The organism is Ramlibacter sp. Leaf400, from assembly GCF_001424545.1.
GTDB lineage: Bacteria > Pseudomonadota > Gammaproteobacteria > Burkholderiales > Burkholderiaceae_C > Ramlibacter.
In genome coordinates this window covers 281074-293896 of record NZ_LMQL01000001.1, presented here as the reverse complement: position 1 = coordinate 293896, position 12823 = coordinate 281074, and the positions used below count along the sequence as shown (strand labels likewise).

The window sequence follows — 12823 nt, the reverse complement described above, 5'->3', positions numbered from 1 at the left end:
TGTCGCGCTTGAATATAACCCGCACCCGTGGAGGCCTTCACGTCTTCTGGCAGGTGGGGCAGTAAAAAGTAGCCCTTTGCCCTTGGCGCAGGCTGCGGATCGTGGTGCCGCACACACGGCAAGGCTGGCCGGTCCGTCCGTACACCATGGCCTCGAGCTGGAAGTAGCCCGACTCGCCCTGGGCATTGGAGAAGTCGCGCAAGGTGCTCCCCCCCTGGGCCACCGCCCGCGCCAGGACGTCGCGGATTGCCCCGTGCAGGCGCAACGCCCGCGGCCGGCTGATGCGGGCCGCGCTCAGGGTCGGGCGGATGCCGGCGAGGAACAGCGCCTCGGACGCATAGATGTTGCCCACGCCCACCACCAGGTCGCCGGCCAGCAGCACCTGCTTGATCGGCGCCTTGCGCCTGCGCAGGCCGGCGTGGAAGGCTTCGGGATCGAAGCCCTCCTCCAGCGGCTCCACGCCCAGCGCGCCGAGCAGCTTGACCGCCCCGGGCGCCTGCTCCTCCTCCACGTGCACCACCGCGCCGAAGCGGCGCGGGTCATTGAGGCGCAGCACGCCGCGGGTGGTGACCAGGTCGAAGTGGTCGTGCGTGCCCGGTGGCGGCTGGGACGGCGCGAAGTTCAGGCTGCCCGACATGCCCAGGTGCAGCAGCAGCAGGCCGCGATCGAGGTCCAGCAGCAGGTACTTGCCGCGGCGGCGCACCGCCTGCACCTGGCGGCCGACCAGTTCGGCGGGCGGGCAGCCCAGGGGCCAGCGCAGGGGTTTGCCGAGCCGCACCTGTTCGATGCGCGCCCCCGCGATCCGATCGGCAAAACTCAGTCGGGTGACCTCGACTTCGGGTAATTCGGGCATCGGGCGGCGTGCGAGGGGGGTTGGATTATTATGGTTCGGATGAATTCCAGCACCCGAGCGGCCCTGGGCACGCTGCTGTCGTTGGCCTTGGCGACGTCGGGCTGCGCGCAGATCGCGCCCGCCGCTCCGGCTTCGCCTTCCGCACCGGCTCCCCCTACCGCCCCGGCTTCCCCTACCGCCGCGGCTTCTCCAGCCGCGCCTGCCTTGCAATCGACGGGCGTCAGCAACCTCGATGCCGAGCTTTTCTACCAGCTGCTGCTGGGCGAGCTCAACGCGCGTGGCGACGAGTCCGCCGCGGGCTTCTCGCTGGTCCTCGACGCAGCCCGCAAGACCAACGACCCTGCCCTTTACCAGCGCGCGGTGGAGATCGCTTTCCAGAACCGCGCCGGCGATGCGGCGCTGCAGGCCGCCCGCGCCTGGAAGCAGGCCCACCCCCAGTCACGCGAAGCCAATCGCTTCGTGCTCCAGATCCTGCTGGCGCTCAACCAGGTCAGCGAGAGCATCGAGCCGCTGCGCACCGAGCTGGCCTTGGCCGAACCGGCCGAACGCAATGCGGCCCTGAGCTCCATCCCGCGCCTGTACGCCCGCGTCAGCGACAAGAAGCAGGCGGTCGGCGTCGTCGAGCATGCGCTGGCCGACATGCTGTCCAACCCCGCGCATGCCGCCTCGGCCTGGTCGAGCCTGGGCCGCGTCCGGCTGGCGGCGGGTGACACGACGGGAGCATTGGAAGCGGCCCGGCGCGGCCAGGCGGCCAATGCGCGGTCCGAGGCGCCCGCGCTGCTCGCGCTGGAACTGATGGACCCGCGCGTGCCGCAGGCCGAGCCGATCGTGCGCACCTACCTCGATGGCAAGGGCCTGCCCGAGATCCGCATGGGCTACGCCCGCGCGCTGCTGGACGCCTCGCGCTACACGGAAGCCTCGCAGCAACTGCAGCTGGTCACCGCCGAGAAGCCCGACCTGGCCGAAGCCTGGCTGGCCCTGGGCACCCTGCAGGTCCAGGAGAACCAGCTCAGCCCGGCGGAAGCCACGCTCAAGCGCTACGTCGAGCTGGCGCAGACCCAGCGCAGTGGCCAGGAGCGCAGCCGCGGCCTGGCGCAGGCCTACCTGTCGCTGTCGCAGATCGCCGAGAAGCGCCGCGACTTCGCCGGCGCCACGGCCTGGCTGGACCGCATCGACAGCACGCAGGACATGGTGGCCACGCAGAACCGCCGCGCTTCCATCCTGGCGCGGCAGGGCAAGCTGGACGAAGCCCGCAAGCTGATCCGCGCGCTGCCGGAGCGTTCGCCGGGCGACGCCAAGATCAAGGTGTCGGCCGAGGTGCAGCTGCTGCGCGACCAGAAGCAGTACCGCGCGGCTTTCGACCTGCTGTCGCAGGCGGCAGCCAAGGACCCGCGCGACGTCGACCTGCTCTACGACCAGGCCATGATGGCCGAGAAGCTGAACAACGTGCCGGAGATGGAGAGGCTGCTGCGGCAGGTCATCGCCGCGCGGCCCGACTACCACCACGCCTACAACGCCCTGGGCTATTCGCTGGCCGAGCGAAACCTGCGTCTGCCCGAAGCCAAGCAGCTGATCCAGAAGGCGCTGGAGTTCGCGCCGGGCGACCCCTACATCAGCGACAGCCTGGGCTGGGTCGAATTCCGCCTGGGCAACCGCGACGAGGCCCTGCGCATCCTGGAGACGGCGTACAAGAAGCGGCCCGACGCGGAGATCGCCGCGCATTTCGGCGAAGTGCTCTGGACCACGGGCCAGCGCGAGAAGGCGCAGGCGATCTGGCGCGAAGGCCTGCAGCTCAATCCGGAGAACGAGACGCTGCAGGAAACGCTCAAGCGCCTGCGCGTCAAGCCATGAGCCTCGCGGCGGGCCGCCTTGGCGTCGCGCTGCTGGCCCTCCTCCTCGCCGCCTGCGCCCAATTGCCCAGACAGCCAGCGGATGGCGTGGCGCCGGGCGAGGTGCGCTCCGGCCGGCTCGCGTTGTCCGTGCAGGACCAGCCCGGGCAGTCGTTCTCGGCGGGCTTCGAGTTGCGCGGACGTCCGCAGGCCGGGCAGCTGACGCTGCTCAATCCGCTGGGTGGCACCGTGGCGGTCATGCAATGGCAGCCGGGCCTGGCGCAGCTGCAGTCGCCCGGCCAGCCGCCCCAGCAGTTCGCCTCGATCGACGCGATGGTCGAGCAGGCCGCCGGCGCCGCATTGCCGGTGGCGGCACTGTTCGACTGGCTGGCCGGCGTGAACACGCCGGTGCCCGGCTGGGAAGCCGACCTCTCCCAGTTGGCCGACGGCCGCCTGCGCGCGCAGCGGCGGGAACCGCCGCCGCAAGCCGACCTGCGGGTCGTGCTGGACCGCTGAGCCCATGCGAGCGCTCCTTGACGTGCCGGCGCCGGCCAAGCTCAACCTCTTCCTGCACGTGGTCGGGCGGCGCGACGATGGCTACCACCTGCTGCAGTCGGTGTTCATGCTGCTGGACTGGCAGGACACCCTCCATTTCGAGCTGCGCCCTGACGGCGCCTTGAGCCGGCAGGACATTGGCGAGCCGGTTCCGGCCGACGACCTGGTGCTGCGCGCGGCGCGTGCCCTGCAGGCGGCGACCGGCGCTGCCAACGGCGCCCACATCACGCTCGACAAGCGCCTGCCGGCGCAGGCCGGCATGGGCGGCGGCTCCTCCGACGCGGCCTCCACCCTGCTCGCCCTCAACCGACTGTGGCGCACGGGCCTGTCGCTCGACGAGCTGGAACGCATCGGCCTGGCGCTGGGCGCCGACGTCCCTTTCTTCCTGCGCGGACGCAACGCCTGGGTCGAGGGAATAGGCGAGCGGATCACCCCGGTGGAGGTCCCGCGCGGGCGCTTCCTGGTGGTCAAACCACCCCGGGGCCTGGACACCGCGGCGATCTTCCGTGACCCGGCGCTGCGACGTGACAGCACCGCTGCTATAATCTCGGGCTTTGCTGCAAACCCGCTGCAGTTCGGTCGAAACGACCTGCAGCCCGTGGCCCAGCAGCTTTGTCCCCAAGTGGGCGAAGCGCTGGATTGGCTGGCCCGGCAGGGCCTGCCGGGTCGGATGACCGGGTCGGGCAGTGCGGTGTTCGCGCCTCTGGCGGCCGGTCAATCGGCCGCCGCGGCGCCACCGCCCTGGCAGGGCTGGCGCATTCGGGAATGCAGCAATCTGGAAGTCCATCCTTTGGCGGGTTGGGCTTCCAGCGACAAGTCATCGGTGGGCCAGTGATTGCAGTGGTCAACCCGTGTAGGGGAGTCGCCAAGTTGGTTAAGGCACCGGATTTTGATTCCGGCATGCGAGGGTTCGAGTCCTTCCTCCCCTGCCAAAACCTTTCGGGGTCAGATCACTTTTTGTGGCGCCGGGCCGTGAGCGGCCTGGGCCGGTCGACGAGAAAACATGGCGTCTGACGACCCGAACACTGGTCCGCACATGCAGGCTCAATCCAATCCCGACTTCATGGTGTTCACCGGCAACGCCAATCCCGGCCTGGCGGCCGAGATCGCTGAGCACCTGGGCATCTCGCTCGGAGCGGCCAGCGTCGGCCGCTTCTCCGACGGCGAGGTGACGGTCGAGATCAACACCAACGTGCGCGCCCGTGACGTGTTCGTGGTGCAGTCCACCTGCGCCCCGACCAACGAGAACCTGATGGAGCTGCTGATCATGGTCGACGCGCTCAAGCGCGCCTCGGCCGAGCGGATCAGCGCCGTCATCCCGTATTTCGGCTACGCCCGCCAGGACCGCCGCCCGCGCAGCTCGCGGGTGCCGATCTCGGCCAAGGTGGTGGCCAACCTGCTGCAGACCGTGGGCGTCTCGCGCGTGCTGACGATGGACCTGCACGCCGACCAGATCCAGGGCTTCTTCGACATCCCGGTGGACAACATCTACGCTTCGCCGGTGCTGCTGCACGACGTGCGCTCGAAGAAGTACGAAGACCTAATCGTGGTGTCGCCCGACGTGGGCGGCGTGGTGCGCGCCCGCGCGCTGGCCAAGCAGCTGGGCACCGACCTGGCCATCATCGACAAGCGCCGCCCGCGCGCCAACGTCAGCGAAGTGATGCACGTCATCGGCGAGATCGACGGCCGCAACTGCGTGATCATGGACGACATGATCGACACGGCCGGCACGCTGGTGAAGGCGGCCGAGGTGCTCAAGGCGCGCGGTGCCAAGAAGGTCTACGCGTACTGCACGCACCCGATCTTCTCGGGCCCGGCCATCGATCGCATCGCCAAGGGCAGCGCGCTCGACGAAGTGGTGGTCACCAACACCATCCCGCTGTCGGACGACGCGCGCGGCTGCGGCAAGGTTCGCCAGCTCACCGTGGCGCCGCTGATCGCCGAGACGATCCAGCGCATCGCCAAGGGCGAGTCGGTGATGAGTTTGTTCTCGGAGCAGGAAAACTTGTTCTGAGTCCATGGCGTGCGCCGGCATGGGGCCGGCGCGCGCACAACCCCGGAGCCACACTGGTCGCGGTGGGCCCGTCAACGGAGAAGTCCATGAAATTCGTCGCTTTCGAGCGCAACAAGCAGGGTACGGGTGCGAGCCGCCGTCTGCGCAACACCGGCAAGACGCCCGGCATCGTCTACGGCGGCGAAGGCCAGCCGCAGCTCATCGAGCTGGACCACAACGCGCTGTGGCACGCCCTGAAGAAGGAAGCCTTCCACTCCACCATCCTGGAGATGGAACTGGCCGGCAAGTCCAGCAAGGTGCTGCTGCGCGACGTGCAGATGCACCCGTTCAAGCAGCTGGTGCAGCACATCGACTTCCAGCGCGTGGACGCCAAGACCAAGCTGCACATGAAGGTGCCGCTGCACTACGTGAACGCCGAGGAATCGCAGGCCGTCAAGTTCGAGCACTGCGTGGTCAACCCGGTGATGACCGAACTGGACATCTCCTGCTTCCCGGGCGACCTGCCCGAGTTCATCGAGGTCGACCTGTCGGGCCTGAAGAAGGGCGTGTCGCTGCACCTGAGCGACATCAAGCTGCCCAAGGGCGTGACGGCCGTGACCGGCGGCAAGAAGGACCCGGTTCTGGTCTCCGTGGTCGCCACCGTGGCCGAGGAAGCTGCCGAGCCGGGTGCGGCCGCTGCGCCCGCCGCGGATGCCAAGGCCGCTCCGGCCAAGGCTGCTCCCGCCAAGGCCGATGCCAAGGCGGCGCCCGCCAAGTCCGCCAAGAAGTAAGCCCCTTCACCTGAAGGACGAAGGCCCGCTCCGGCGGGCCTTTCCATTGGTGAAACCTGGAATGTTTGGACTTACCATCGCCCGATGATCAAGCTGTTCGTCGGCCTGGGGAACCCGGGCACGGAGTACGAGGGAACCCGCCACAACGCGGGCTTCTGGTGGGTGGACGCGCTCGCGCGCGAGCTCAAGCTCCAGCTCTCGATGGACAAGGGCTACCACGGCCTGGTGGCGCGCGGCACTGTGCACGGCCGCCCGGTCTGGCTGCTGGAGCCGCAGACCTACATGAACGTGTCGGGCAAGTCGGTGGCGGCGCTGGCGCGGTTCTTCAAGATCGCGCCGCAGGAGATCCTGGTGGCGCACGACGAACTCGACGTCACCCCCGGCCAGGCCAAGCTCAAGCTGGGCGGCAGCCATGCCGGCCACAACGGCTTGCGCGACATCCACGCCCAGCTGGGCACCGGCGACTACTGGCGGCTGCGCCTGGGCATCGGCCATCCCGGCGTCAAGTCCGAAGTGGTCGACTGGGTGCTGCGCAAGCCCGCGCCCGAGCAGCGCGAGGCCATCCACGAGTGCATCGATCGCACGCTGAAAGCCGCGCCGGCGCTGCTGGCCGGCGAGATGGACAAGGCGACGCTGATCGTCCACACCAGCAAACCGCCGCGGCCCAAGCCGCCGCGTCCGCCCGAAGCAGGCTGAAGTCCCCCGACCTGCGGGCATCCACAGGGAGGAGCCCGTTCCATGAGATCACTTGTGGCGCCCTTGGCGCTGGCCTGCGGCATGGCCGCCACGCAGGCGCAGACCATCTACCGTTGCGGTGACAGCTACGGCAGCCAGCCCTGCGCCGGCGGCAAGTCCATCGCGGCGGATCCGTCCGGGCCCAGCACCGACGAGAGCCGGCAGGCGACCGCCGCCGCGCAGCGCGACGCGAAACTGGCCGACGGCCTGGAGAAGGAGCGCCTGAAGCAGGAGGCGCGGCCGGCACAGATCTACGTGCCGCTGCCTTCGGCCCAGGAGAAGCCCGAGCCGCACAAGTGGCCAGAAAAGGCCGGCACCCGAAAGCTGGACGTCTTCACCGCCACCGGCCCCGGCACGGCGCCGCCGAAGAAGGACAAGGGTGCGAAGAAAGAGGGGAAGGCCAGCGGCGCCAAGGCCCCGTCCACTCACGCATCCAAGGACGCCAGAACGGCACCCGCCGGCCGATTGGCGAAATCCGCCGACCGCTGACTGCTCAGGGTTTGGAGGTCTGCGCCGCCTGCGCGGTCAGCCGGCGGTACTTCTGCCAGAGCGTCTCGCGGTCTTCCGTGTGCGCGGGATCGACGGGGATGCAGGCCACCGGGCAGACCTGCACGCACTGCGGCTGGTCGAAGTGGCCGACGCATTCAGTGCACTTGGACGGATCGATCTGGTAGATCTCGGGGCCGAGGAAGATAGCCTGGTTGGGGCACTCGGGCTCGCACACGTCGCAGTTGATGCACTCGTCGGTGATCATCAATGCCATGTGGGTGTCCTTGCCTGGAAATTGCTTGCGGGCTGATCTGGCATTATCCCCGCCTTCATGAGCGTCTTCCTCTTCAAGCGCCTGATCACCCTGATCGCCACGTTGGTGGGCGCCTCGGTGGTGGTCTTCCTGGTGCTGGAGATCCTGCCGGGCAACGCCGCGCAGATCCTGATGGGGCCCGACGCGTCCCCCGAAGCGGTACAGGCGCTGGCCGCCAAGCTCGGCCTGGACCGCCCCGCCTTCGAGCGCTATCTCTCCTGGGTCGCGGGCCTGCTCACCGGCGACCTGGGCATCAGCTACGCGTACAGCACGCCGGTGTCGGAGCTGGTGCTGGAGAGGCTGACGCTCACGGTGCCGCTGGCGGTGCTGGCGATGACGCTGACCGCCGTGATCGCGCTGGCCGCCGGCATCTACGCCGCCGCGCGCCACAACAAGCTGGGCGACGTCGGCGTGATGGCGGCCTCGCAGGTCGGCATCGCCATCCCGAACTTCTGGTTCGCCATCCTGCTGATCCTGCTGTTCTCGGTTCACCTGCAGTGGTTCTCGGCGGGGGGCTTTCCCGGCTGGGAAGAAGGCGTGCTGCCGGCGCTTCAGGCCCTGCTGCTGCCGGCGCTCTCGCTGGCCGTGGTGCAGTCGGCCATCCTGGCCCGCATCACGCGCTCGGCGGTGCTGGAGGTGCTGCGCGAGGATTTCGTGCGCACGGCGCGCGCCAAGGGCGTGTCCCAGCGCGCCACGCTCTGGGGCCACGTGCTGCGCAACGCCATGATCCCCGTCATCACGGTGATGGGGCTGCAGTTCGCGGAATTGCTGGCCGGCACCATCGTGGTGGAGAGCGTGTTCTACCTGCCGGGCCTGGGCCGGCTGATCTTCCAGTCCATCTCCAACCGGGACCTGATCGTGGTGCGCAACTGCGTGATGCTGCTGGCCGCCATGGTGGTCATCGTCAACTTCATCGTGGACGTGCTGTACGCCACCATCGATCCGCGCGTGAAGGCCAGCGACATATGAACGGCGTCGCCGCGGCCGTCGCGCCGCCCCCGCAAGGCCCCGCCTTCTGGAAGCGCGCGCTGCGCCACCACAGTTTCGTGCTGGGCGCGCTGCTGACCCTGCTGCTGGCGGCCGCCGCCGCGCTGTCGCTGGGGTGGACGCCGCACGACCCCTACGACGTCAACATCCCCGACAAGCTGAAGCCGCCGGGCGGCGCCTACCTGCTGGGCACCGACCCGTACGGGCGCGACGTGCTGTCGCTGCTGCTGGTGGGCGCCCGCGCGTCCATCGTCGTGGGCGTCGTCGCCGTGGGCATCGGGCTGCTGATCGGCACAGCGCTCGGCCTGCTGGCGTCCGCCCGCCGCGGCTGGACCGAGGAACTCATCATGCGGCTGGCCGACTTCGGCTTCGCCTTCCCCGCCATCCTGTCGGCCATCATGCTCACGGCCGTGTTCGGTCCGGGCATGGTCATCGCCATCGTCGCCATCGGCATCTACAACATCCCGACCTTCGCGCGCATCACGCGGGCCTCGGCCAACGCCATCTGGTCGCGCGAGTTCGTGCTGGCGGCGCGGGCCTGCGGCAAGGGCCGTTTCAGCATCACGATGGAGCACGTGCTGCCCAACATCCTGTCGGTGCTGATCGTGCAGGCCACCATCCGCTTCGCCATCGCCATCCTGGCCGAGGCGGCCCTCTCCTACCTGGGCCTGGGCACGCAGCCGCCGCAGCCGTCCTGGGGCCGCATGCTCAGCGAAGCGCAGAGCCTGATGTTCCAGGCGCCGCTGCTGGCGGTGTTCCCCGGCGTGGCCATCGCGCTGGCGGTGCTGGGCCTGAACCTGCTGGGCGACGGCCTGCGCGACCTGCTCGACCCCCGCCTGGCCCGCAAGCGCTGAACGCCATGGCCCTGCTCGAAGTGCGCAACCTCGACATCGTGCTGCAGACGCAGCGCGGTCCCGCGCGTGCCGTGCGCGACGTGAGCTTCACGCTGCAGCGGGGCGAGACCCTGGGCCTGGTGGGCGAGTCCGGCTGCGGCAAGTCCATCACCGCCATGTCGCTGCTGGGCCTGCTGCCGGACCAGTCGCGCGTGAGCGGCAGCATCCGCTTCGACGGGCGCGAGCTGGTCGGCCTGCCCGAGTCGCAGCTGTGCGAGCTGCGCGGCGACCGCATCGGCATGATCTTCCAGGAGCCGATGACGGCGCTGAACCCGGTGCACACCATCGGCCGGCAGGTGGCCGAGCCGCTGCGGCTGCACCGCGGCCTGTCCACCGCCGCCGCACGCAAGGAAGTCGTCGCGCTTCTCGACCGCGTCGGCATCCCCGACGCGGCGCGCCGCATCGACGCCTACCCCCACCAGTTCTCCGGCGGCCAGCGCCAGCGCATCACCATCGCCATGGCCCTGGCCTGCGGCCCCGACCTGCTGATCGCCGACGAGCCGACCACCGCGCTGGACGTCACCATCCAGCAGCAGATCCTGGACCTGGTGCGCGGCCTGGTGGCCGAGCGGGGCATGGCCCTGATCCTGATCTCGCACGACCTGGGCGTGGTGGCGCAGAACGTCTCGCGGATGATGGTGATGTACGGCGGATCGGTGGTCGAGAGCGGGCCGACGGCCGAGGTGTTCGCCGACCGGATCCACCCCTACACGCTGGGCCTGTTCGGCGCCCGCCCCAAGCTGGGCGCGGCGCGCGGCGGCCGCCTCACCACCATCCCCGGCACCGTGCCGGAACTGGCGGACCTGCCACCGGGTTGCCCGTTCGCGGGCCGCTGCCGCTACACCGTCCCCGAATGCCAGGTGACGGTGCCGCCGCCCCACGAGGTGGGCCCGGACCACCTGGCGCGCTGCATCCGCCTGGACGCAGTGGCAGCCGACAAGCAGCAGGCGGTGGCGGCATGACGGCGCCCCTGCTCCAGGTGCAGGACCTGGTGCGGCACTACACGATGCCGCGCGAGAAGCTGCTGGGCCCGCCGCCGATGGTGCAGGCGCTCAACGGCGTCAGCTTCACGGTGAACGCGGGGCGAAGCCTGGGCATCGTCGGCGAGTCGGGCTCGGGCAAGTCCACGCTGGCGCGGCTGGTGATGGCGCTGGACCCGCCCACCTCGGGCCGCGTGCTGATGTCCGGCCGCGACCTGCACGCGTTGCCCGCCGAAGAGCTGCGCCGTGCGCGGCGCGATTTCCAGATGGTGTTCCAGGACCCCTACGGCTCGCTCGATCCGCGCCAGACCGTGGAGCGCATCGTCACCGAGCCGCTGGCGGCCCAGGGCGGTACCACGCGCGAGGAGCGCCGACGGCAGGCCACCGAGGTGCTGGCATCGGTCGGCCTGCGCGCCAACGACCTGGGCAAGTACCCGCACGAGTTCTCCGGCGGCCAGCGCCAGCGCATCGCCATTGCGCGCGCGCTGGTCACCCGGCCCAAGCTGATCGTGGCCGACGAGCCGGTGAGCGCGCTCGACGTCTCGGTGCAGGCGCAGGTGCTCAACCTCATGCAGGACCTGCAGGCGCAGTTCGGCGTCACCTACGTGCTCATCAGCCACGACCTGGCGGTGGTGAACCACCTCTGCGACGACGTCGTGGTGCTCTGGCAGGGACGCATCGTGGAGCAGGGGCCGCCCGAGCGGCTGTTCCATGCCGCCGAACACCCCTACACGCGCGCCCTGCTGGATGCCGTGCCGCGCGCCGAGCCGCCGGCGCGCACAGCGCGCGGCACATAAGCTAATCCCTCTTGCATTGCCGCGCCGAAGTCCGCCATGATGCCTGCGCACTCTGCAGTGCGGCCCGCGCCCTGCGCAACCATCTTGATATCCCTGGAGCAATGACATGTTGAACCGACGGACCGTCCTCACCTCCGCCGCCGCCGCCGGCCTGCCCCTGGCCCTGCCCGAATTCGCGCTGGCCCAGGCCCGCAAGGACACGATGGTCATCGCCATGACGCTCGAGCCGCCGGGCCTGGACCCGACCGCGGGCGCGGCCTCGGCCATCGCCGAGATCACGCACTACAACATCTACGAGACGCTCACCAAGATCAACTCCGACGGCAGCGTCTCGCCCCTGCTGGCCGAAAGCTGGGAGGTCTCGCCCGACCTCACCACCTACACCTTCAAGCTGCGCAAGGGCGTCAAGTTCCACAACGGCGAGCCGTTCAACGCGCAGGCGGTGAAGTTCTCGTTCGACCGGGCCGGCGGCGAGAAAAGCACCAACAAGGACAAGCGAACCTTCGCCAACATCAGCACGCAGGCGGTGGACGAGCACACGGTGGTGGTGCTCACCAAGGAGATCGACCCCGACTTCCCGTTCCTGCTGGGCCAGGCCACGGCCATCATCGTCGAGCCCAAGAGCGCGGCCGAGAACGCCACCAAGCCGGTGGGCACCGGACCCTACCGCCTCGAGAACTGGATGAAGGGCTCGGCCGTCACGCTCAGCCGCTGGGACGGCCACCGCAACGCCGCCAACGTCAAGATCCGCCGCGCCACCTTCCGCTTCATCGCCGACCCCTCGGCGCAGGTCGCGGCGCTGCTCTCCGGTGACGTGGACGCCGCGCCGCGCGGCATCTCCGGCCGCACGGTGCCGCCGCTGCGCGGCAATCCCAACCTGCAGGTGCTGGTCTCGGGCTCGCGCGCCAAGACCATCCTGGCCATGAACAACAAGAAGAAGCCGCTGGACGACGTGCGCGTGCGCCGCGCCATCGCGGCCGCCATCGACCGCAAGGCGGTGATCGAGGGCGCCGTCGACGGCTTCGGCGTCCCGATCGGCAGCCACTACGTGCCGGGCGCCGTCGGCTACGTCGACACCACCGGCGTGAACCCCTACAACCCGGACAAGGCCCGCGCCCTGCTCAAGGAAGCCGGCATCAGCGGTCCGCTGGAGCTCACCATCACGCTGCCGCCGCCTTCGTACGCGCGCCAGGGCGGCGAGGTCATCGCCTCGCAGCTGTCCAAGGTGGGCATCACGGCCAAGCTGCAGAACGTGGAATGGGCGCAGTGGCTGTCGGGCACCTACGGCAACAAGAACTACGACCTGACGATCATTTCCCACGTCGAGCCGTTCGACCTGGGCAACTTCGCCAAGCCGGACTACTACTGGAACTACGCCAGCCCGAAGTTCAACGAGATCTACGACCGCATCAAGAAGTCCCCGCGCCCGGCCGACCGCGCCAAGCTGCTGGCCGACGCGCAGCGGCTGATCGCCGAGGACTGCGTCCACGCCTTCCTGTTCCAGCCGCAGTGGGTCACCGTGGCCAAGAAGAACGTGCGCGGGCTGTGGAAGGACATGCCCATCTTCGTCAACGACCTGTCGGCGTTGTCCTGGGCTTGATGTAATGC

The 12823-nt window shown here is 69.5% G+C and carries 14 protein-coding genes and 1 tRNA gene; 13 read left to right on the top strand and 2 right to left on the bottom strand.

From position 1 onward, the window contains the following. Nucleotides 1-37: 37 nt before the first annotated feature. Nucleotides 38-853 (bottom strand): bifunctional DNA-formamidopyrimidine glycosylase/DNA-(apurinic or apyrimidinic site) lyase, encoded by an 816-nt coding sequence (mutM, locus tag ASG30_RS01425; RefSeq protein WP_055891482.1) that lies wholly within the window; start codon nucleotides 851-853, stop codon nucleotides 38-40. A 39-nt stretch (nucleotides 854-892) separates the two neighbouring features. Here mutM and ASG30_RS01420 point away from each other — a divergent pair, with 39 nt between their 5' ends. From ASG30_RS01420 to ASG30_RS01385, 8 genes are all read left to right on the top strand, one after another. After that, the gene (locus tag ASG30_RS01420) at nucleotides 893-2704 is read left to right on the top strand and encodes a tetratricopeptide repeat protein (RefSeq protein WP_055891478.1); all 1812 of its coding nucleotides are present in this window, start codon (nucleotides 893-895) and stop codon (nucleotides 2702-2704) included. Continuing rightward, nucleotides 2701-3198 (top strand): lipoprotein insertase outer membrane protein LolB, encoded by a 498-nt coding sequence (locus tag ASG30_RS01415; protein ID WP_055891475.1) that lies wholly within the window; start codon nucleotides 2701-2703, stop codon nucleotides 3196-3198. Before ASG30_RS01420 ends, ASG30_RS01415 begins: the two co-directional genes overlap by 4 nt. Before the next feature lie 4 nt (nucleotides 3199-3202). Further along, nucleotides 3203-4072, top strand: coding sequence for a 4-(cytidine 5'-diphospho)-2-C-methyl-D-erythritol kinase (gene ispE / locus ASG30_RS01410; protein ID WP_055891472.1), 870 nt, complete (start codon nucleotides 3203-3205; stop codon nucleotides 4070-4072). Nucleotides 4073-4092: 20 nt separating this feature from the next. After that, nucleotides 4093-4169: transfer RNA gene (locus ASG30_RS01405), tRNA-Gln, on the top strand. A gap of 104 nt (nucleotides 4170-4273) precedes the next feature. After that, complete coding sequence (locus ASG30_RS01400) at nucleotides 4274-5251, top strand: ribose-phosphate pyrophosphokinase (protein ID WP_055891469.1); 978 nt, start codon at nucleotides 4274-4276, stop codon at nucleotides 5249-5251. Between the two features lie 86 nt (nucleotides 5252-5337). Next, nucleotides 5338-6021: a 50S ribosomal protein L25/general stress protein Ctc gene (locus ASG30_RS01395; protein ID WP_055891466.1), complete on the top strand. Its 684-nt coding sequence runs from the start codon at nucleotides 5338-5340 to the stop codon at nucleotides 6019-6021. Nucleotides 6022-6105: 84 nt separating this feature from the next. Further along, complete coding sequence (gene pth / locus ASG30_RS01390) at nucleotides 6106-6717, top strand: aminoacyl-tRNA hydrolase (protein WP_055891465.1); 612 nt, start codon at nucleotides 6106-6108, stop codon at nucleotides 6715-6717. A gap of 42 nt (nucleotides 6718-6759) precedes the next feature. Further along, nucleotides 6760-7245 (top strand): hypothetical protein, encoded by a 486-nt coding sequence (locus tag ASG30_RS01385; protein WP_156385372.1) that lies wholly within the window; start codon nucleotides 6760-6762, stop codon nucleotides 7243-7245. Between the two features lie 4 nt (nucleotides 7246-7249). Here ASG30_RS01385 and ASG30_RS01380 read toward each other — a convergent pair whose 3' ends face one another. Continuing rightward, on the bottom strand, nucleotides 7250-7519 hold the full coding sequence (locus ASG30_RS01380; protein ID WP_055891459.1) for a YfhL family 4Fe-4S dicluster ferredoxin: 270 nt from the start codon (nucleotides 7517-7519) through the stop codon (nucleotides 7250-7252). Between the two features lie 57 nt (nucleotides 7520-7576). Here ASG30_RS01380 and ASG30_RS01375 point away from each other — a divergent pair, with 57 nt between their 5' ends. The 5 genes from ASG30_RS01375 to ASG30_RS01355 all read left to right on the top strand — a co-directional run bounded on the left by ASG30_RS01375 (nucleotide 7577) and on the right by ASG30_RS01355 (nucleotide 12815). Next, nucleotides 7577-8527, top strand: coding sequence for an ABC transporter permease (locus ASG30_RS01375; RefSeq protein WP_055891456.1), 951 nt, complete (start codon nucleotides 7577-7579; stop codon nucleotides 8525-8527). Then, nucleotides 8524-9399: an ABC transporter permease gene (locus tag ASG30_RS01370; RefSeq protein WP_055891453.1), complete on the top strand. Its 876-nt coding sequence runs from the start codon at nucleotides 8524-8526 to the stop codon at nucleotides 9397-9399. Before ASG30_RS01375 ends, ASG30_RS01370 begins: the two co-directional genes overlap by 4 nt. Nucleotides 9400-9404: 5 nt before the next feature. Further along, nucleotides 9405-10400 (top strand): ABC transporter ATP-binding protein, encoded by a 996-nt coding sequence (locus tag ASG30_RS01365; protein ID WP_055891450.1) that lies wholly within the window; start codon nucleotides 9405-9407, stop codon nucleotides 10398-10400. After that, complete coding sequence (locus ASG30_RS01360) at nucleotides 10397-11215, top strand: ATP-binding cassette domain-containing protein (RefSeq protein ID WP_055891447.1); 819 nt, start codon at nucleotides 10397-10399, stop codon at nucleotides 11213-11215. Before ASG30_RS01365 ends, ASG30_RS01360 begins: the two co-directional genes overlap by 4 nt. 106 nt (nucleotides 11216-11321) lie before the next feature. Beyond that, nucleotides 11322-12815: an ABC transporter substrate-binding protein gene (locus ASG30_RS01355; RefSeq protein ID WP_055891444.1), complete on the top strand. Its 1494-nt coding sequence runs from the start codon at nucleotides 11322-11324 to the stop codon at nucleotides 12813-12815. Nucleotides 12816-12823: the final 8 nt, after the last annotated feature.

Bases quoted from the DNA above. Each gene is read 5' to 3' on its own strand.
- mutM (WP_055891482.1), bottom strand. From the start codon at position 853: ATGCCCGAATTACCCGAAGTCGAGGTCACCCGACTGAGTTTTGCCGAT.
- ASG30_RS01420 (WP_055891478.1), top strand. From the start codon at position 893: ATGAATTCCAGCACCCGAGCGGCCCTGGGCACGCTGCTGTCGTTGGCC.
- ASG30_RS01415 (WP_055891475.1), top strand. From the start codon at position 2,701: ATGAGCCTCGCGGCGGGCCGCCTTGGCGTCGCGCTGCTGGCCCTCCTC.
- ispE (WP_055891472.1), top strand. From the start codon at position 3,203: ATGCGAGCGCTCCTTGACGTGCCGGCGCCGGCCAAGCTCAACCTCTTC.
- ASG30_RS01400 (WP_055891469.1), top strand. From the start codon at position 4,274: ATGCAGGCTCAATCCAATCCCGACTTCATGGTGTTCACCGGCAACGCC.
- ASG30_RS01395 (WP_055891466.1), top strand. From the start codon at position 5,338: ATGAAATTCGTCGCTTTCGAGCGCAACAAGCAGGGTACGGGTGCGAGC.
- pth (WP_055891465.1), top strand. From the start codon at position 6,106: ATGATCAAGCTGTTCGTCGGCCTGGGGAACCCGGGCACGGAGTACGAG.
- ASG30_RS01385 (WP_156385372.1), top strand. From the start codon at position 6,760: ATGAGATCACTTGTGGCGCCCTTGGCGCTGGCCTGCGGCATGGCCGCC.
- ASG30_RS01380 (WP_055891459.1), bottom strand. From the start codon at position 7,519: ATGGCATTGATGATCACCGACGAGTGCATCAACTGCGACGTGTGCGAG.
- ASG30_RS01375 (WP_055891456.1), top strand. From the start codon at position 7,577: ATGAGCGTCTTCCTCTTCAAGCGCCTGATCACCCTGATCGCCACGTTG.
- ASG30_RS01370 (WP_055891453.1), top strand. From the start codon at position 8,524: ATGAACGGCGTCGCCGCGGCCGTCGCGCCGCCCCCGCAAGGCCCCGCC.
- ASG30_RS01365 (WP_055891450.1), top strand. From the start codon at position 9,405: ATGGCCCTGCTCGAAGTGCGCAACCTCGACATCGTGCTGCAGACGCAG.
- ASG30_RS01360 (WP_055891447.1), top strand. From the start codon at position 10,397: ATGACGGCGCCCCTGCTCCAGGTGCAGGACCTGGTGCGGCACTACACG.
- ASG30_RS01355 (WP_055891444.1), top strand. From the start codon at position 11,322: ATGTTGAACCGACGGACCGTCCTCACCTCCGCCGCCGCCGCCGGCCTG.